Genomic DNA, 18,533 nt, shown 5'->3' on the forward strand with positions numbered 1-18,533 from the left:
GTTTGTTCTCTCATTCCTCATCCTGAGGAGCGGCGCTCTTTCGCGCCGCGTCTCGAAGGATGGAGGCCCACATGGTGACCTCATGGTGCGAGACGCAGCTATCGCGCTCCTCACCATGAGGGCTTTTGTTACGCCCCGATCGCGATTTTCGGCTCGGCGTCCGCGTTGGCGGCCATCTCGCGCAGCGCGCGCCGGTATTCGACCGGCATCACCTTGCGGAATTTGGGCAGCCATTCCTTCCAGTTGGCAAGGATGTCGGCGGCGCGCTTGGAACCGGTCGCCTTGGCATGGCGCGAGATCAGCACGTGCAGGCGCTCGACGTCGGAGGCGAGCAGGTTCCTGAACACGTCGACCCGGCCGTGCGCCTCGAGGTCACCCGCGGCGTGATAGGTGTCGGCGTTGATCATCTCCTCCGACAGCACCGGCTCGAGCTCGACCATCGCCATGTTGCACAGCTGGTCGAAGTCGCCGCTCTCGTCCAGCACGTACGCAATGCCGCCGGACATGCCGGCTGCGAAGTTGCGCCCGGTCTTGCCGAGCACGACCACGATGCCGCCGGTCATGTATTCGCAGCAATGATCGCCCGCGCCTTCGACCACCGCGACCGCGCCCGAGTTACGCACGGCAAAACGTTCGCCGGCGATGCCGCGGAAGTAGCATTCGCCCTCGATCGCGCCGTACATCACGGTGTTGCCGACGATGATGCTCTCTTCCGGCACGATCGCGGAGTTCTTCGGCGGCTTGACGATGATCTTGCCGCCCGAGAGGCCCTTGCCGACATAGTCGTTGCCTTCACCCTCGAGCTCGAAGGTGACGCCGTGGGCGAGCCACGCGCCGAAGGCCTGTCCGGCGGTGCCCTTGAGGCTGACATGGATCGTGTCGTGCGGCAGGCCGGCATGGCCGTAGATCTTGGCCACCGCGCCCGACAGCATGGCGCCGGCGGAGCGGTTGGTGCTGTTGATCGCAGCCTCGATCTTCACCGGCGCGCCGCGGTCGAGCGCGGGCTGTGCCCGCTCGATCAGCGTGCGGTCGAGCACCGCCTCCAGATGATGGTTCTGGCGCTCGGAGTGATAGATCTTCTGGCCCTTCTCTTCCTTCTGCTTGACGAAGAGCTTGGAGAAATCGAGGCCCTTGGCCTTCCAATGCGCGACCAGCTTGGTCTGGTCGAGCAGCTGCACCTGGCCGACCATCTCGTTGAAGGTGCGGAAGCCGAGGCTTGCCATGATCTCGCGGACTTCCTCGGCAACGAAGAAGAAGTAGTTGATCACGTGCTCGGGCTGGCCGGTGAAGCGCTTGCGCAGGACGGGGTCCTGCGTCGCGACGCCGACCGGGCAGGTGTTGAGATGGCACTTGCGCATCATGATGCAGCCGGCCGCGATCAAGGGCGCAGTGGCAAAGCCGAACTCGTCGGCGCCCAGCAGCGCGCCGATCACGACGTCACGGCCGGTGCGGAAGCCGCCGTCGACCTGGACCACGATGCGGCTGCGCAGCCGTTCGCGCACCAGCGTCTGATGGGTTTCGGCGAGGCCGATCTCCCACGGCGATCCGGCGTGCTTAATCGAGGTCAGCGGCGAAGCGCCGGTGCCGCCCTCGAAGCCCGCGATGGTGACATGGTCGGCGCGCGCCTTGGCAACGCCCGCGGCCACCGTTCCGACGCCGATCTCGGAGACGAGCTTGACCGAGACGTCGCCCGTCGGGTTGACGTTCTTGAGGTCGTAGATGAGCTGCGCCAGGTCCTCGATCGAGTAGATGTCGTGATGCGGCGGCGGCGAGATCAGGCCGACGCCCGGCGTCGAATGCCGGACCCTGGCGATGGTTGCGTCGACCTTGTGGCCGGGCAGCTGGCCGCCTTCGCCGGGCTTGGCGCCTTGCGCCATCTTGATCTGCATCATGTCGGAGTTGACCAGATACTCCGTGGTGACGCCGAAGCGGCCGGAGGCGACCTGCTTGATCGCCGAGCGCATGGAATCGCCGTTCGGCATCGGCTTGAAGCGGTCGGCTTCCTCGCCGCCTTCGCCGGTGTTCGACTTGCCGCCGATCCGGTTCATGGCGATGGCGAGCGTGGTGTGCGCCTCGCGCGAGATCGACCCGAAGCTCATCGCACCGGTGGCGAAACGCTTGACGATGTCCTTGGCCGGCTCGACCTGGTCGAGCGGCACCGGCTTGCGCTTCTCTTCCTCCGCGTTCTTGATCCGGAACAGGCCGCGCAGCGTCAGCAGCCGCTCCGACTGCTCGTTGAGGATCTTGGCGAAGGCGCGATAGCGCTCCTGCGAATTGCCGCGCGCGGCGTGCTGGAGCAGCGACACCGACTCGGCGGTCCAGGCATGGTCCTCGCCGCGGCTGCGATAGGCGTATTCGCCGCCGACATCGAGCGCGCTCTTGTAGACGAGCGCCTCGCCGAACGCGTCGGCATGGCGGCGCACCGCCTCTTCCGCGATTTCGGCCAGACCCACGCCCTCGACGCGGGTATGCGTGCCGGCGAAGAACTTGCCGACGAAGTCGGCCTTGAGACCGACCGCGTCGAAGATCTGCGCCCCGCAATAGGACTGGTAGGTCGAGATGCCCATCTTGGACATCACCTTGAGCAGGCCCTTGCCGATCGACTTGATGTAGCGCTTGACGATCTCATAGTCGTCGAGCGAGCCGGGCAGGCGGTCCTTCATCGCGATGATGGTCTCGAACGCGAGATAGGGATTGATCGCTTCGGCGCCGTAGCCTGCGAGGCACGCAAAGTGATGCACTTCGCGCGGCTCGCCGGATTCGACGACGAGGCCGACCGAGGTGCGCAGTCCGACGCGGATCAGGTGATGATGCACGGCGGCGCAGGCCAGCAGTGCCGGGATCGGCACCCGGTCGGTGCCGACCATGCGGTCGGACAGGATGATGATGTTCACGCCCTCGCGCACGGCGCTTTCCGCCCGTGCGCAGAGTTCGTCGAGCACCTGGTCCATGCCGGCCGCGCCGAGCCCGGCGTGGAAGGTGGTGTCCAGCGTGCGCGACTTGAAATGCGACTCGGCCACTTCCGAGATCGAGCGGATCTTTTCCAGATCCGCATCGGTCAGGATCGGCTGGCGCACTTCGAGGCGCTTGGTCGTGGCCATGCCCTGGAGGTCGAACAGGTTCGGCCGCGGTCCGATGATCGAGACGAGGCTCATCACCAGCTCCTCGCGGATCGGGTCGATCGGCGGGTTGGTGACCTGCGCGAAGTTCTGCTTGAAATAGGTGAACAGCGGCTTGGCCTTGTCCGACAGCGCCGAGATCGGCGTGTCGTTGCCCATCGAGCCCGCGGCTTCCTCGCCGGTGGCGGCCATCGGCGTCATCAGGATGGTGATGTCTTCCTGGCTGTAGCCGAACGCCTGCTGGCGATCGAGCAGGGACAGGTTGGAGCGCACGCCGGTGGTCGCAACCTTCGGCAGCTCCTCCAGCACGATCTGGGTCCGCTCAAGCCACTCCTTGTAGGGATGGCTCCTGGCGAGCTCGGCCTTGATCTCGTCGTCGGGTATGAGGCGGCCCTGTTCGAGGTCGACCAGCAGCATCTTGCCCGGCTGCAGGCGCCACTTGGTGATGATCTGGTCCTCGGGGATCGTCAGCACGCCCATCTCGGACGCCATCACGATGCGGTCGTCCTTGGTGACGAGATAGCGCGCGGGCCTCAGGCCATTGCGGTCGAGCGTGGCGCCGATCTGGCGGCCGTCGGTGAAGGCGATCGCGGCGGGGCCGTCCCACGGCTCCATCAGCGCGGCATGATATTCGTAGAAGGCGCGGCGCTTCTCATCCATGAGCGGATTGCCGGCCCACGCCTCCGGAATCATCATCATCACTGCGTGCGGCAGCGAGTAGCCGCCCTGCACCAGGAATTCGAGCGCGTTGTCGAAGCAGGCGGTGTCGGACTGGCCTTCGTAAGAGATGGGCCAGAGCCGGTTGATGTCCTTGCCGTACAGCTCGGAGCTGACCGAGGCCTGCCGCGCTGCCATCCAGTTGACGTTGCCGCGCAGCGTGTTGATCTCGCCGTTATGCGCGATCATGCGGTAGGGATGCGCCAGCGACCAGGCCGGGAAGGTGTTGGTCGAGAAGCGCTGGTGCACCAGCGCCAGCGCGCTCTCGAAATCCTGCTCGTGCAGGTCGGGATAGTACTTGCCGAGCTGGTCGGCGAGGAACATGCCCTTGTAGATCACGGTGCGGCAGGACATCGAGCAGGGATAATAGCCCGCAAGGCCGCGGTCGCGGCGCTGGTAGATTGCCTGCGAGATTGACTTGCGCAGGATGTAGAGCCGGCGCTCGAACTCGTCCTCGGTCTTGGCGGTGCCGTTGCGGCCGATGAACACCTGCATGCAGGCGGGCTCGGTCGGCTTCACGGTGACGCCGAGCGAGGAATTGTCGGTCGGCACGTCGCGCCAGCCGAGCAGGGTCAGGCCCTCTTCCCTGATCTGGTCGGCGATGATGCTCTTGATGACATTGCGCCAGGCGGTGTCGCGCGGCATGAACAGCGCGCCGATGGCATATTCGCCGGGACCCGGCAGCGCAAAGCCGAGCTCCTTGGCCTTGCGGCTGAAGAAGGCGTGCGGGATCTGCACCAGGATGCCGGCGCCGTCGCCGGCGCGCGGGTCGGCACCGACGGCGCCGCGATGCTCGAGATTGCAGAGGATGCTCAGCGCGTCCGAGACGATCTCGTGCGACTTCTTGCCCTTGATGTTGGCGATGAAGCCGACACCGCAGGAATCCTTCTCAAGGCTCGGATCGTAGAGCCCCTCGGCTTTTGGACGCGAATTGTGTTCCTGAATCGGGTCGGTCGTTTTCGAGGCGACCGTCGCCGACAGCTCTTCTGCCACGATGTTTGCGCGCTCGAATTGCGACCCGTTCATTGCTCTGTCCTCTCCATGCGGCAAGCTGCCTCACCGCCAACTTCGGCGCACCTTGGGTGTCCCGCGGCACCCGCTCCTGGGCCACCGCTCGTCCGCTGCGAGCCGCATTTTCTTAAATTCAGGCCTAGGCGCTCTTCGTCCCCGAGAACGGCTTTGCCTGGTACCTTGCCGACGCTCGAGAGCACCGGTTTTCGCTGCAATCCCTGTGCCGGAACCGCACGCAAAATTGAGACAGTCTTCCTGTCCTAAACATCACCTTGCCAAATTTTTGTCTAGCACACAAGCGCGCGAAAGTCCCGATTCCCGATATGTCAATCAATCGCTTTCCAAAAGTTGCGCGGCCCCGGTTTTGAAGCAAACGCGCCCTGATCCGGCCCCGTGCGCGCCGAAATCCCCGATGAAGCTTCGGATCAACCCTTCGGAAGGCGCGCCACACCGCGAGAAGCGAAAGAGGGCGGCCATCGGGGGGCCTGACAGGAGCGTCTCGACCATGAAGTTTTTCACAGGATGTGTGGCCGCCGCCGCGCTGGCGTTGGCTGCAAGTGCGGGCCACGCCCAGGTTCCCGCCGGCGGTATCGCGAGCGGAGCCATCGTCGCGGTGTCGGATTTCGACGGACCCTACGCGCCGGAGGCCGCCCCGCCGCCACCGCGTTACGGTTACGGCTATGGCTACGAGGAACGCGGTCCGGCGCCGGTATTGTTGCCGTCAACCGAGGTTTACGCGGTGCTGCGCGAAAACGGTTTCTTGCCGCTCGGCATCCCGCGCCTGCGCGGCAGCGTCTACACCATCGCGGTGATCGACCGCCGCGGCGACGATGGCCGGCTGGTGATCGACGCCCGCGACGGGCGGATCATCCGCTTCATGCCCGCCGCCGACGCCTACGGCATGGCGCCCGCCTATGACGAACGCGCGGTCGCGCCTTACGGACCGCAAAGCGCGCTGCCGCCGCCGACCGTGATCCGCGGCGGCCCGCCGCGGCCGCCGGCTCCGATCCCGCATGTGGCAAGCCGCGCCGTGCCGCTGCCCAAGGCCGCCCCGCGGCGCGCCGAGACGCCGGTCGCTGCCGCGAAGCCGACTGATCCGGTCGCGCAGCAGGCTCAAGCACCGCAGGCCCAGCCTCCGCAGCAAGCGGCCGCCGCGCAGGCCAAGCCCGCCGATGCAGCCGCGCCAACCGTCGGCCAGGCCAAGCCTGCCCCGACCATCCTGCCGACGCAGGAGATGCCGGCCGTGCAGGGGCTGGATTAGCGCTGCGAGCTTGGCGCGGTGGCGACAGCCACACCAATGGTGTCGTCCCTGCGAAGGCAGGGACCCATACCGCGCGATCTATCGGGGGGATGAGGTGCGAGTCCCAGACGAGCAGTCTCCGTCAAATTGCTCCCTGGGGTTATGGGTCCCTGCGTCCGCGGGGACGACAATGGAGAGAGATCCGAGCACAACAAAAGCGCCCGAACAGCCGGGCGCTTTTGCATTCACGCTATCACCTCAGCTTCGCGGATAACCCGCCGCGTCCAGGATCAGATTCGCGACCTCCTTCGGATGCGATACCAACGAGAGGTGGCCGGCATCGAGCTCGATCGTGGTCGCGTTCATGCGCTTGGCGAGGAAACGCTCGAAATCGGGATTGATGGTGTAGTCGTTCTTCGACACCGCGTACCAGCTCGGCTTGGAGTGCCACGCCGCCTCCGTGGTGCGGCCGGCGAAGATCGAGGCCGCCGTCGGCCATTGCACGGCGTAGAGTTCCCTGGCCTGCTCCGGCTTCACGCCATTGGCGAAGTATTTCAGGAAGGCCTCTTCCGAGAGCTTGGTGGTGCCGTCGCGCTCGACGATGCCGGCGCGTGCGGGCCCGGTCGGAAACTGCTTCGACAGCGCCACGAAATCCTCGTTCGCATCGGGCGCGCGGGCGGCGACGTAGACGAGCCCGGTGACCTTCGGGTCGGTGCCGATCTGGCTGATCACAGTGCCGCCCCAGGAATGCGCGACCAGCACGGTCGGCCCGTCCTGCTCGGCCAGCGCCCGCTGCGTCGCCTCGACGGAGTCCGCAAGCGACGACAGCGGATTTTGCACGGCCGTCACGTGCAGGCCTGCAGCCTGGAGGATCGGGATCACCTCCGACCAGCTCGACCCGTCGGCCCAGGCGCCGTGCACCAGCACGACGTTCTTCGCCTTGACCGTCGCAGGTGTCTGCGCATGAGCAAGGCCGAGGGGAGCCGCCAGAAGGCTCGCGGCGACGAAAAGGCTGCGCCAGAGTGACATGATCTTCTCCATCTTGTTTGAGCTCGATGCCCAAGGGACGGAGGGAGCGATGGCGGCGTTACACGGCTTCACCGCTCTGTGATGCAATGCACAACGAAAAAGCGCCCCGGGGCACCGGGGCGCTTTCGCAACGTGGAAGTCGCGTTCTGTTTAGGCGGCTTGCGCGGCCGAGTTCTCGATCACCTGCGCCTTGGCGCCGGCGTTGATCGCGATCTGGCGCGGCTTCTTCGCCTCCGGAATCTCGCGTACGAGGTCGACGTGAAGCAGCCCGTTCTCGAGCGAGGCGTCCTTCACCTGCACGAAGTCGGCAAGCTGGAAAGCGCGCTCGAAGGCACGCGCGGCGATGCCGCGGTAGAGCACTTCGGATTTCGAGTTCTCGTTCGCGACCTTCTCGCCCTTGATCGTCAGCGTGTTTTCCTTCGCGACGATGGAGAGCTCATCCTTGGCGAAGCCGGAGACCGCAACGGTGATGCGATAGGCGTTCTCGCCGGTACGCTCGATGTTGTACGGGGGGTAACCGGGGCTGCCGTCCGAACCGGCCTGGTCGAGCAGGTTGAAGAGGCGGTCGAAGCCGACGGTGGAACGATAGAACGGGGTGAGATCGTAGGTACGCATGGTCAAGTCCTCCATTGAGCGACTGTTAGGCAACCCGCCCGCCATCGGGCCGGGCTTTCGTCTGTGTGCAGCCTGATGTTCCGGTTCCGAAACACTGGTAGCGGCCTGCACGAAAATGATATGGGTGGAACGAGACGGCGTTCAAGAGGGCGGCATTTGCGCCTTTTCGGCGCTTTAGCCCCTTGATTGCAGTACTTCCCGCCTATGACGCTGGTCTCGATCCCGTCCAATCCGGTTCCCGAAAACGTCGTCAGCGGCACCATCAGGACCCCCGATGGCGCCGAGTTGCGCTTTGCGCGCTGGGCGCCGCCGGCGAACCGCAAGGGCACCGTCTGCGTCTTCACCGGGCGCAGCGAGCAGATCGAGAAATATTTCGAGACGGTGCGCGATTTGCGCGACCGCGGCTTTGCCGTGGCGATGATCGACTGGCGCGGGCAGGGCCATTCCTCGCGCCGCCTGCGCGATCCGCGCAAGGGCTATGTGCGCGACTTCTCCGATTTCGAGATCGACGTCGAGACCTTCGTGCAGCAGGTGGTGCTGCCGGATTGCCCGCCGCCGTTCTTCGCGCTCGCCCATTCCATGGGCGGCACGGTGCTGCTGCGGGTTGCGCATGCCGGCAAGCGCTGGTTCGACCGCATGGTGCTGTCGGCGCCGATGATCGACCTGCCGGGGCGTACCACCTCATTGCCCGTGCGTGCGCTGCTCAAGACGATGCGCCTGCTCGGGCAGGGCGGCCGTTACGTTCCCGGCGGCAGCGACCGCCTCACCGGGCTCGAACCCTTCATCAACAATCCCCTCACCAGCGACCCCGTGCGCTATGCGCGCAACGCCGCGATCCTGGAGGAGGATCCGACGCTCGGACTGGCGTCACCGACGGTCGCCTGGGCCGATACGGCCTTCCGCGCGATGCACACCTTCAAGCGCGTGAACTACCCCTCCCAGATCCGCCAGCCGATCCTGATGCTGGCGGCCTCCAATGACACCGTGGTCTCGACCGCGGCGATCGAGGAGTTTGCCTATCACCTGCGCGCCGGCGCCCATCTCGTGATCGCCGGCTCCAAGCACGAGATCCTGCAGGAGCAGGACCGCTACCGTTCCCAGTTCTGGGCCGCCTTCGACGCCTTCGTCCCGGGCACGCCGCTGTTCAAGTGAGCGCTTGAGCGAGGGATCGTGCCACGAACTCGTCATGCCCGGGCTCGTCCCGGGCATCCACGTTCTTGAGGCAGGGGGAAGTTCGTGGATGGCCGGGACAAGCCCGGCCATGACGACGACGAACTCTGGTCGCGTTAAAGCGTCTTCAAATACTCGATCAAATCGTAGCGCTCCTGCTCCTTGAGCGGGCGGCCGATGGTGCCGTCCTTGCCGGGGCCTGGCGTGCCGTCGAACGAATGGCCGAGATTGCTGTTGCCGAACAGGTCAGTGCCATCAGACGCTCGCGTCGAGAAGCGCGTCTGCCCGGTCTTGCAGCTCTCGCCGTCAGCGACGGCGAAGCCGACCTGCTTCGGATCATAGTCGCGGCCGCCACCCATGCAGAACGATTTGGGGCGCTCGGCCGCGGGGCTCAGCATCCAGTAGAGCGAGGGTACCGATCCGTTGTGCAGGTAAGGCGCGGTGGCCCAGACACCGTTGAGCGGGCGCGCGCGATACCAGGGCCCTGGCTCGTTCTTGTCGGCCGGCTGCGGACCGGGATTCGGGCAGTTCTTGCGCTTGCCCCACCAGGCATCCTGAACCTTCGGGTCGATCTTCGCATCGTCCATCGCCTTGCGGCTGACGATGTCGACGAGCACCATCAGGCCAAGCGAGTACGGCATGTCGGTCGACGAAATATCCGGCAGATTGCAGTTCCACCAGGCGTTGAGATTCTGCGTGGGGTCGAGCTTGAGGAAGCCCGGCACCTGAACCGTTCGCGTCGCCAGCACGCCCGCCTGAGCGGGGTCGGTGCCCATCCCTTTGACGCTCTTCTGAACCTCGTTGAGGAACTTGTCGTTGCCGATGGTCTCCCAGCGTGGCGAGGACCAGATGCTCTGGGCCGGAAACTCGGCGTCGAACGCCTTGTCGTCGACCGGACCGAGATGGCATTCGGCGCAGAGCTCCGCATAGAGCTTACGGCCGCGCTTGACGCGCTCGTCATCGATCTTCCAGGCAGCATCGCCAAAGATGTCCGACGGCCATTTCGGCGATGTCAGTCCGGATAGCTGCTTTTTTGGATAGGGCGGCGACCCCTTCAGCAGATCCTCGATCCAGATCAGATTCTTGATATCCATCGAGGAGCGAAGCAGCCTGTCCTTGGGGGTATTGTCGGACAGATTGAGCAGCGCGGTCACGCCCAGCGCTTCGCCGGCATTGCGGATCAGCGGCTGTTCGATCGAAGCGTCATATTGCGCGTATTTGAGCCAGGGCACGGTCCAGATCGGGGGGAAGCTGACCGGCGCGTCCTGGGCATGCAGGTTCTTTTCGAAGCCGCTGAGGCCGCTGATCGCCATGTCCTGGGCGAAGACCTGATTGCCGATGCGGTTGAGCGCGTCGAGACGACCATATCCCTCCTCGGTGTTCTCTTGCGGCTCTTCCCGCTTTGTCTTCGGGTTGAGCCTCGTCTTGCCGGCGATGGTTTTCGCGTAGGTCTTCTCCCAGTCGACCAGGAATGTGCTGATCGTGCGCAGCTTCTGCTTCAGTGCATCGCGATCCTCAGCGCTGGCGGAGGTGCCGAGCACACGATCGGCGAAGCGCGTGAAGCGACCTGGCACGAGCAGCGTGTAGGCGATCGACAGACCGGTCGTGACCTCGAGCTTCCTCAGGTCGGTCATGGCCGGGCCGCCGTCGAAGCGGATGGCGATGCCCTTGTATTGGATCTGGCCGGTGTGGCAGGCGGCGCAGGTCAGGCCGATCCGGTCCTCGCCGATCTGGCCGGTCGCGGGATCGGCGACGCCGGTCATGCGCGCAAAGCCGACGGGCAGGCCGTCGACGTTTTCGGCCTGGGGACCCCAGTTGACCGGCGGATCCCAGAGCCGCGCCGGCACCGGCTCCGTCTTGTCGTAGACGTTGGCATAGCCGAACCGGCGCAGCGTGGCATCGTCGGTGTTGATCGTCTGCGGGCTCGGGATGAACCCGAAGCGCTGAAGATGGTCGCTGTCATGCAGCATCCCGGGCTTTGCGAAGAAATGAAGCCGCGGCTGCTCGAGCGCCATGAACCAGCGATAGGGCACCGGGAAAGTCGCGGTGCCCTGGCTGGCGTGATGAAACCAGTGCCGGTCCTCCAGCGCCCAGTTCTGCTCGAGCCAGTACGCGGCCCGGGGTTCGACGTGCGCGGGCAAGGGCGGGGCCACGAGGTCCCCGAGGATGCCGGGCAGCATCGGCTGGAATTGATCCGGAAAGCGCAGCGCCACGATGCCGAAGATGAGGAGCGCGGCGGCAAGTCCGCCGGCAGCGCGCAAGATCAGCGAGGGTGGGGTGACCGGCTGGTTGGCGACCCGCTGGGTGATCCTGTCCGGGAATTTGCGCTCGTTGAACAATGTCCTCACCTCGGCCACGCTGAGATAGCGGTCGTCGCCCTGACCCTTGCCCATGATCTTGAGCAGGATCGGCCATTCGAACTTCATGAGGATCGGGTAGTACCAGCGCGCTTGATTGCCGGCGCGCTTGAGGTTGTCCTTCATGAAGGTCTGGATTTGCGAGGCGTTGAGCCCGGTCTCGGTGCCGCCGCCATCGGGATCGGCGTAGGTGCCGCCGAAGCCGGCAAGCCGTGCAATCTCGTCCTCGTTGACGCGACCGTCGACGCCGAGGATGCGCGAGCCGGCACCGAGCTTGTCGAGCGGGCCGCCGCGCAGCGTGTTGAGCTGCGCGCCCCAGAAGATGCTTTGCAGAATATGACAGGCGCCGTTGGCGATCAGTGCGACGCCGCGGACCTGGATGCGGGCCGAGGTCTTCTTCAGCCCGGTCTCGCCGCTTGCATTTGCGATGGTCTGCGACAGCGTCCGGAGTGGGACGGTGCCGTCATCGACGAAACCTTCGCCGACGAGACCGCGCAGGAAGGGGCAGGGATTGTTCGGCGAGACCTGGATCGAGGGATCGAAGGGCGGCTTAGAAGCGCGGTCATGCATGGCCCAAATCCTGAAAATGGCGAATCGCAAATAAGGACGCGCCGATCAAGCGCGGAAAATCCTAACAAAACGACAGCAGGATATACTACTTCAGCGTGCAACGAAGTGTGGCTGAATTCACTGTCCTGTCAATAAAAGCCGGTGCCGGACGGCACTGGCGCGGGCAGTTTCTCAGGATTCGGCGGCGCGTTTGACGCCGCTCTGAACCAGGGTCAGCTTGCCGAGCGGCACGCCGGCCTTCAGCAGCCCCTCGCGATAATGGGCGATGTCCTCGGGCCGCTTCCAGTGGAAGTTGCGCAAGTGACGATCGACATTGAGGGTCGGGTAGTTGCCCATGAGCACGACGGCGGCCTCGCTCGCCTCGTCGGTCCGGCCCAGTTGCGCCAGCGCCGCGGCGCGGATCGCCAACGCCTGCATGTGGTTCGGATTGATGTAGAGCTGCTCGCGGGCCCAGGACAGGGTCGCGTCATATTGGCGCAACAGATAATGGCTGAACGCGTTCAGCGCGGCCCATTGGTAGCGCGGGTCGCTGTTGTCGCGTTGCGCGGCCATCGAGAACAACTCGATCGCTTCGCGGTGCTCGCCGATCATGAAATGGCAGATGCCGAGCACGCCGCGCGCGCCATTGTCGTAAGGGTTGAGCGCGACCGCGCGCTTGGCGGCGTCCATTGCCGCCTCGTGATGACCCTCCAACGCGTGCGCCCAGGTCAGGATCGAGAACGCGAAGGAGGAGCGCGGATCGAGCCGGACGCTGGTTTCGGCGAGGCTCATCGCCTCGGCCCACATCTCGCGCGTGCCCTTGACCCAGCCGAACTGAATGCTCTGGATCTGGATCGTGGCGAGATAGGCATGTGCGATCGACAGCTTGGGATCGAGCCGGATGGCCTCGCGGAACAGGTCGACGGCGACTGCCAGATCCTCCTTGGTCTGCCGGTAGTAATGCGACAGCCCCTTGAGGAAGCGATCCCAGGCGCTCACGTCGGTCGAGAGCCGCGCCGGCGCCGAGGCCTCGGCACGGACGATCTCGGTGGCGATCGCAGCGGACAGGCTGGTCGTGATCTCGTCCTGCATCGCGAAGAGGTCGCCGATGTCGCGGTCGTAGCGGCCGGTCCAGAGCTGCTCGCCGGTCTCCGGCGCGATCAGCTCGGCGGTGACGCGGATCTTGGCGCCGGCGCGCCGCACCGAGCCCTGGATCAGGTAGGTGGCGTCGATCTCGCGCGCGATCAGGCGGGTGCTCGTGTTCTTGCCCTTGAAGGCGAAGGTCGAATTGCGGCTCAGCACCCGATAGAAGGATTGCAGCGACAGCGCATGGATCAGGTCCTCGGTGAGGCCGTCTGAGAAATATTCGTCCTGGGCGTCGCTGAGATTGGCGAAGGGCAGCACGCCGACGATCGCGGTGCGGTACTGCTGCGACAGCGCCGAAGCCTCCCGGAGCTCGGGGGCAAGCGCCGGCGCGCCGTCGGGCGTCCAGGTCCAGACCCCGATCGCATCCTTGATGTTCTTGAAGCGATGGTTGCCGGCATCGGTTAGCGGCACGGTGAGATGCTTGCTCGCCTCCCGGTGGGCCTTGGCCGAGATCGCGAAGCCGCCGGGGCTTGCCACCGATTCCAGGCGGACGGCGATGTTGACATCGTCGCCGAAAACCTCGTCCTCGTCGGCGATGACGTCGCCCATGTGGATGCCGAGCCGGAACTGCATGGCGCGGTCGGCCGGCAGGTGGCGGTTGCGCTCCGCCATCAGCGTCTGCATCGCGATCGCGGCTTCGGTGGCTCCGACGATCGAGGCGAACTCGAGCAGGAAGCCGTCGCCGGTGTTCTTCACGACGCGGCCGCCGTGATTGAGGATGATGGGATGGATCGCCGCGCGATGGGCTTTGAACGCGGCATGGGTGCCGGCCTCATCGCTGCCCATCATGCGCGAATAGCCGGCGACATCGGCACAGACGATGGCGGCCAGACGTCTTTCCATATCCGCGAAGCTCCAAGGGAGAGGGGACCGGCCACGGCGTGGCAGTCGCCTCGAGTCCCGCATTTCGAGAACCCTCCCTTTATAAAGCAGATGAGGCCGAGCGGAAGCCTGATCCGCATTGCAAATTCGAGGCAAATCCTAAGCGATTCCGGCGGTGGACGGGGATGGGCGAACCGACTATGCGGAACCAATACGCCCGGACGGGCGGCGGGGACCTTGCATGTTGGGCATTCACGAGATCGGCCTTTTCATCCTGTCGGGCGTGCTGCTCAACATCACGCCGGGGCCGGATTCGGTCTATGTGATCGGCCGCAGCATGCAAATGGGCTGGCGGGGCGGCGCCGCTGCCGCCTTGGGCATCAGTTGCGGCTGTTTTGTCCATGTCGCGGGCGCGGCGATTGGACTTTCGGCGCTGCTGATGGCCTCGTCGACCGCCTTCTCGATCCTGAAGCTGGTCGGCGCGGCCTATCTCGTCGTGACCGGGCTCCAGATGCTGTTGTCGCGCCCGGTGCCGGCGTCGGCGATCGACGAGCCGGTGCGGAGCTCATTGCGGCGGGTCTTCCTCCAGGGCGTCTTCACCAACGCGCTCAATCCCAAGGTCGCGCTGTTCTTCCTGGCCTTCCTGCCGCAATTCGTCGCAGCCGACGCGCAGCACAAGCCGCTCGCCTTCCTGACGCTCGGCCTCATCTTCATTTCGACGGGGACGTTGTGGTGCCTGGTGCTGGCCGCGTTCGCGGCCAAGGCCGCGCACCGGCTGCGGCAATCCGAGGGCGCCATCGCCTGGGTCAATCGCGCGCTTGGCGGCCTCTTCATCTATCTCGGCGTCCGCGTCGCCATGCTGGAGACGCGGTAAGCCTATCGGTCACCTGAGGGCACGTCCGTCCCGTCCATGAACGACACGATCTCCTCGATCAAACGGCGGCGGCCGCGTGCGGGCCGATCGTCGAATACGTAATGTGTGGCGCCGACCAGCGTGACGAATCGCTTGCGGGCTGCGCCGGTCAGCTCGCGCTCCAGCGCGGCACTGTCCGCGGGGCGTGACCAGAAATCGAGCTCGCTGCGAATGACGAGCACGGCGGCGCGCAGGTCGGCAGCGTCCCAGTACCTGCGACCATGCGCCATTTCGAAGGCTTCGCGCCGGTACGCCGTCGGAATGCGAACGCTCCGCGGCTCGCGGCTCCCGCTTGTTGGATCGCTGGCGATCGTCTCGTTGACATAGGCCTCGGCGACGGCGGGATCGCGCCATTCGGTCTTGTCCGGCGTCGGGATGCTCGTGTCCCAGCGGGCAAGCAGTCTGCTCGCATCGGCGAGCGCATAAGCTCCGCTCGCGCGGAAGCGGACGGGAAATTTGGGGTCTGCGAATACTTCGCCAAACGGCCAGGGCGCATCGACGCCATAGATGGTGTTGAGAAGGACGAGGTGACTCACCTTGTCCGGGTGTCGCGCCGCGTAGAACGCACTCCAGTGGCCGCCGCTCGCCCAGCCGAAGAGTGCAACGCGCGAAGTATGTGTCCTCATCCTGATCGCGTCCACGACTGCTGCAATGTCCGTCGCGGCAGCATCGACAGCGACGGCAGGCGGATTCGCGTCGGCAGGCTGCTGCAATTCCGCCGGGCGCGTCGACCGGCCCCAGCCGCGAACATCCATGATGTACACCGTACGGCCAGCTCCCGCTGTCGCGAGGCTCTCCGCAAAGGAATATCCCGGCACGGGAAGATCGAAGGAGCCGATGCCGCCAGGCCCGCCGCCGTGGACCAGCAGCAGTGGTGAGGCGGCGGTGCCAGGTGCCTTGGCGCGGATTTCGCGCACGAAGATGGAAATGCCTGGGGCGCTTTCGACCTGGAAGTCTTCCCGTTCGACCGTGCTGGCCGCAACTGCGCATGTCATGAGCTGGCCCCATACAAGGAAGATTGGCGCAAGGAGATGAGCTGCTCGAGCTATCACCGCATGCCCTGGACGGCTCTGCCCGACACCTCGCTTGGCAAAGATTATGGGTTTGGACACCGCTTCTCTCCGGTTCGTCACACGCCGGAAACTAGGCATCTCGTTCGACGTCGTCTAATATGAATGGCGACAATTTTCATATTGTGGTGATATGGATCTGCACCATCTCCGCCATGCGATTGCACTTGCCGACGAGCGCAATTTCAGCCGGGCGGCTGCCCGGCTTGGCATGGCGCAAGCGCCGCTGTCGCAATCAATCCAACGGCTGGAGAACTCGCTGGGCGTGAGGTTGTTCGAGCGTGGCCGCGGCGGCACACGCCTCACGGCGGCCGGCGAGGCCTTCGTCGGTGAGGCCCGGGTCGCCGTGGCAGCTGCGGACCGCGCCAAGAATCTCGCCCAGGCCGCAGCCGAACGCCGCGCGGTGGTGCGCATCGGTCTCGTCTCCCTCGCGCTGTGGGGACCGATTCCCTCACTGCTGAAGACGGCAAACGAAGCGGGCATTGCGATCCGTCTCGTTGAATTGGGCACCGACGATCAGCTGGCGCTTCTCGCCAAGGGCGAACTGGATGTCGCACTGGTCTCGCCGCCGTTTGCCGCGCCGCCGCGCCTGCGGACATTCGAGCTTGCCGCGGAAGAGCTCATGGCCGCGCTTCCCGCCAGCGATGTCGGTGACGACAAGCCGATCGGGATCGCGCAGCTTGCGCCGCGGCTGATATTGTTTCCGAGATCGCAGGGGCCCGTTCTTTACGATGCGATCCTTGCGCTGTTTCACTCCCGCGGGTTGTCACCAAGCGTCGTTCACGAGGCGTCACGGATGCCGACGATCCTGACCCTTGTTGCGGCGGGTCTGGGCGCTGCGCTTGTACCGGCCGGCGTGTCCCGTCACATGCCCGTTCCCGGCGTCGCGTTTCGTCGGCTCGCCGAGGCACGCGCGGCGCCGAATTGGCCTCTGGCGCTCGTTCACCTGCCGCTGCCGTCCAAAGGCGATGCAGCTGAATTGATACGACGCTGGCGTCGGCGCCCGCCAGGAATCGGCTAGACCAATTCCTTCGCCAGCGCGCTGCCGGCGAGATAGAGGCCGAGCAGGATCATCGCGATCAGGAACCAGCGGCGAAACGCTTCCGCGGGCATCCGCGCCCGCACCGATTGGCCGATGAACATGCCGGCAAAGGCCATGGCGAGGCCCACGGCGCCGGGCACGACATTCGCGGGCGTCAACAATCCGACGGCGGTCAGGTTGAAGGCGAGCGCCAGCGTCGCCGTCGTGAAGAACACGCCGAGCGCCTGCACCAGCTCGTCCTTTTCCATGCCGATCGCCTGCATGAATGGCATCGAGGGGATCACCTGCACGCCGGTCGAGGCCGAGATCACGCCGGTGACGATTCCGACCACGCCGCCGACCCACTTCTCGTTCCCGCGTGAAACGCGGAAGTGGAATTTGTTCAGGCCGATCACGGCGTAGATGACGAGCAGGGCGCCGAGCACGATCGTGCCGTAGCGCGCATGCGGCCCGGTCAGCGCGCCGGCATTGAGCCAGCATCCGACCACGGTGCCGATCATCAGCGGCCACAGCCGCCTCAGGATGTCGCGCAGATGGGGGCCGACGAAGGTCTGCCAGATGTTGGTGATGATGGCGGGCACGATGACGATGGCGATGGCGCGGCTCGGCGCCATGCTCACCGCCAGCAGGCCCATGGACACCGTCGGCAGGCCGAGCCCGACCACGCCCTTGACGAATCCGGCGAGCAGGAAGACGGCGGCGATCACGATGAGAAACGGGTCGATCATGTCGGCACATTGACCGAAGCCGCGATCCGGCACAATCTGGAGGTTACGGAGAGAGCCTTCGTCTGGAACGAAGGCTGGAGACACCGGCATGCGCTTCGATCTCGTCGACCTCCAGCTCTTCATCGCGGTCGCCGACCAGCGCAGCATCACGGGCGGTGCCGAGCGCTCGCACCTGGCGCTGGCCTCCGCCAGCGCGCGCATCAAGGGGCTCGAGGATGCGCTCGGCGTCGCACTGCTCAAGCGCGGACGCCGCGGCATCGAGCTGACCGCGGCCGGCGAGAGCCTGCTCGATCATGCCAGGCTGGTCATCCACCAGATCGACGCCATGCGCGGCGATCTTGCCGGCTTTGCCAGTGGTTTGCGCGCCAGCGTGCATTTCCTCGCCAACACGTCGGGCCTGTCGGAACATCTGCCGAAAGCGCTCGCCGGCTTCCTGCGCGCGCATCGCGACGTCGCCGTCGACATCGAGGAGCGCGAGAGCACCGATATCGCGGCGGCCATCACCGCAGGCGCCGCCGATCTCGGCTTCGCCGCCGAGCACGCGCTGCCCGAGCATATCGAGCGCTTCGTCTTCAGCGAGGACCGCCTGACACTGGTGACGTCGAAACGCGGCCCGTTCGCCGGCCGGCGCCAGATCGACTTTCAGGAGGCCGGGGCCTGCGACTTCGTCGGCCTGACCAGCGCCACCGCGCTGCAGGTGCACATTTCCAGGCACGCCGCGCGGCTCGGCCTGCGCCCGCATTTCCGCGCGCGCCTGCGTGATTTCGACGCGATCTGCCAGATGGTCGCCGCCGATGTCGGGGTTGCGCTCGTGCCCGAAGCGGCCGCGCGGCGCTGCGCCAGGACCATGCCGCTCGCCATGGTCCGCCTGCGCGATGCCTGGGCCAACCGCCGCCTCGTGATCTGCGCGCGCAGCTTCAAGGCGCTGCCGCGGCCGGCCAAGATGCTGGTCGAGCATTTGCGAGCAGAGGCGGCGTGAGGCAACTCAACTCCGCTGCATCCGTG

General features: G+C 65.6%; 12 protein-coding genes. 5 read left to right on the plus strand and 7 right to left on the minus strand.

The annotated features are described in order from the left end of the window. Positions 1-128: 128 nt before the first annotated feature. Positions 129-4,862 (minus strand): glutamate synthase large subunit, encoded by a 4,734-nt coding sequence (gene gltB / locus H1B27_RS10865; protein WP_197966050.1) that lies wholly within the window; start codon positions 4,860-4,862, stop codon positions 129-131. Between the two features lie 490 nt (positions 4,863-5,352). Between gltB and H1B27_RS10870 the strand changes: the two genes are divergently transcribed. After that, positions 5,353-6,108, plus strand: a complete 756-nt coding sequence (locus H1B27_RS10870; protein ID WP_197966051.1) for a hypothetical protein — start codon at positions 5,353-5,355, stop codon at positions 6,106-6,108. A 237-nt stretch (positions 6,109-6,345) separates the two neighbouring features. Here the strand turns inward: H1B27_RS10870 and H1B27_RS10875 are convergent, their stop codons facing one another. Together H1B27_RS10875 and H1B27_RS10880 are read right to left on the minus strand one after the other, a co-directional pair. Further along, the gene (locus H1B27_RS10875; protein ID WP_197966052.1) at positions 6,346-7,116 is read right to left on the minus strand and encodes an alpha/beta fold hydrolase; all 771 of its coding nucleotides are present in this window, start codon (positions 7,114-7,116) and stop codon (positions 6,346-6,348) included. A 150-nt stretch (positions 7,117-7,266) separates the two neighbouring features. Next, on the minus strand, positions 7,267-7,731 hold the full coding sequence (locus H1B27_RS10880) for an Hsp20 family protein (protein WP_061879263.1): 465 nt from the start codon (positions 7,729-7,731) through the stop codon (positions 7,267-7,269). A gap of 204 nt (positions 7,732-7,935) precedes the next feature. On the opposite strand from H1B27_RS10880, the gene H1B27_RS10885 reads away from it, so the two are divergent. Continuing rightward, positions 7,936-8,883, plus strand: coding sequence for an alpha/beta fold hydrolase (locus H1B27_RS10885; RefSeq protein ID WP_061879238.1), 948 nt, complete (start codon positions 7,936-7,938; stop codon positions 8,881-8,883). Positions 8,884-9,017: 134 nt separating this feature from the next. On the opposite strand, the gene H1B27_RS10890 is transcribed toward H1B27_RS10885, so the two are convergent. Both H1B27_RS10890 and H1B27_RS10895 read right to left on the minus strand, forming a co-directional pair. After that, the gene (locus tag H1B27_RS10890) at positions 9,018-11,828 is read right to left on the minus strand and encodes a di-heme-cytochrome C peroxidase (RefSeq protein ID WP_197966053.1); all 2,811 of its coding nucleotides are present in this window, start codon (positions 11,826-11,828) and stop codon (positions 9,018-9,020) included. Between the two features lie 171 nt (positions 11,829-11,999). Then, entirely contained in the window at positions 12,000-13,796 is a 1,797-nt protein-coding gene (locus H1B27_RS10895) for an adenylate/guanylate cyclase domain-containing protein (protein ID WP_197966054.1), read from the minus strand. Positions 13,797-14,016: 220 nt separating this feature from the next. On the opposite strand from H1B27_RS10895, the gene H1B27_RS10900 reads away from it, so the two are divergent. Further along, positions 14,017-14,649, plus strand: a complete 633-nt coding sequence (locus H1B27_RS10900) for a LysE family translocator (protein WP_197966055.1) — start codon at positions 14,017-14,019, stop codon at positions 14,647-14,649. A gap of 2 nt (positions 14,650-14,651) precedes the next feature. Here H1B27_RS10900 and H1B27_RS10905 read toward each other — a convergent pair whose 3' ends face one another. After that, complete coding sequence (locus H1B27_RS10905) at positions 14,652-15,683, minus strand: alpha/beta fold hydrolase (protein ID WP_197966056.1); 1,032 nt, start codon at positions 15,681-15,683, stop codon at positions 14,652-14,654. A 208-nt stretch (positions 15,684-15,891) separates the two neighbouring features. Between H1B27_RS10905 and H1B27_RS10910 the strand changes: the two genes are divergently transcribed. Continuing rightward, the gene (locus tag H1B27_RS10910) at positions 15,892-16,779 is read left to right on the plus strand and encodes a LysR family transcriptional regulator (protein ID WP_061879243.1); all 888 of its coding nucleotides are present in this window, start codon (positions 15,892-15,894) and stop codon (positions 16,777-16,779) included. On the opposite strand, the gene H1B27_RS10915 is transcribed toward H1B27_RS10910, so the two are convergent. Further along, positions 16,776-17,528 (minus strand): sulfite exporter TauE/SafE family protein, encoded by a 753-nt coding sequence (locus H1B27_RS10915; RefSeq protein WP_061879244.1) that lies wholly within the window; start codon positions 17,526-17,528, stop codon positions 16,776-16,778. The genes H1B27_RS10910 and H1B27_RS10915 overlap by 4 nt on opposite strands. 88 nt (positions 17,529-17,616) lie before the next feature. On the opposite strand from H1B27_RS10915, the gene H1B27_RS10920 reads away from it, so the two are divergent. Next, a complete protein-coding gene (locus tag H1B27_RS10920) occupies positions 17,617-18,507 on the plus strand; it encodes a LysR substrate-binding domain-containing protein (RefSeq protein ID WP_197966057.1) in 891 nt (296 codons plus the stop codon). Positions 18,508-18,533 lie beyond the last annotated feature (26 nt).

Origin of the sequence: Bradyrhizobium diversitatis (assembly GCF_016031635.1) — a bacterium.
Classification (GTDB): domain Bacteria; phylum Pseudomonadota; class Alphaproteobacteria; order Rhizobiales; family Xanthobacteraceae; genus Bradyrhizobium; species Bradyrhizobium diversitatis.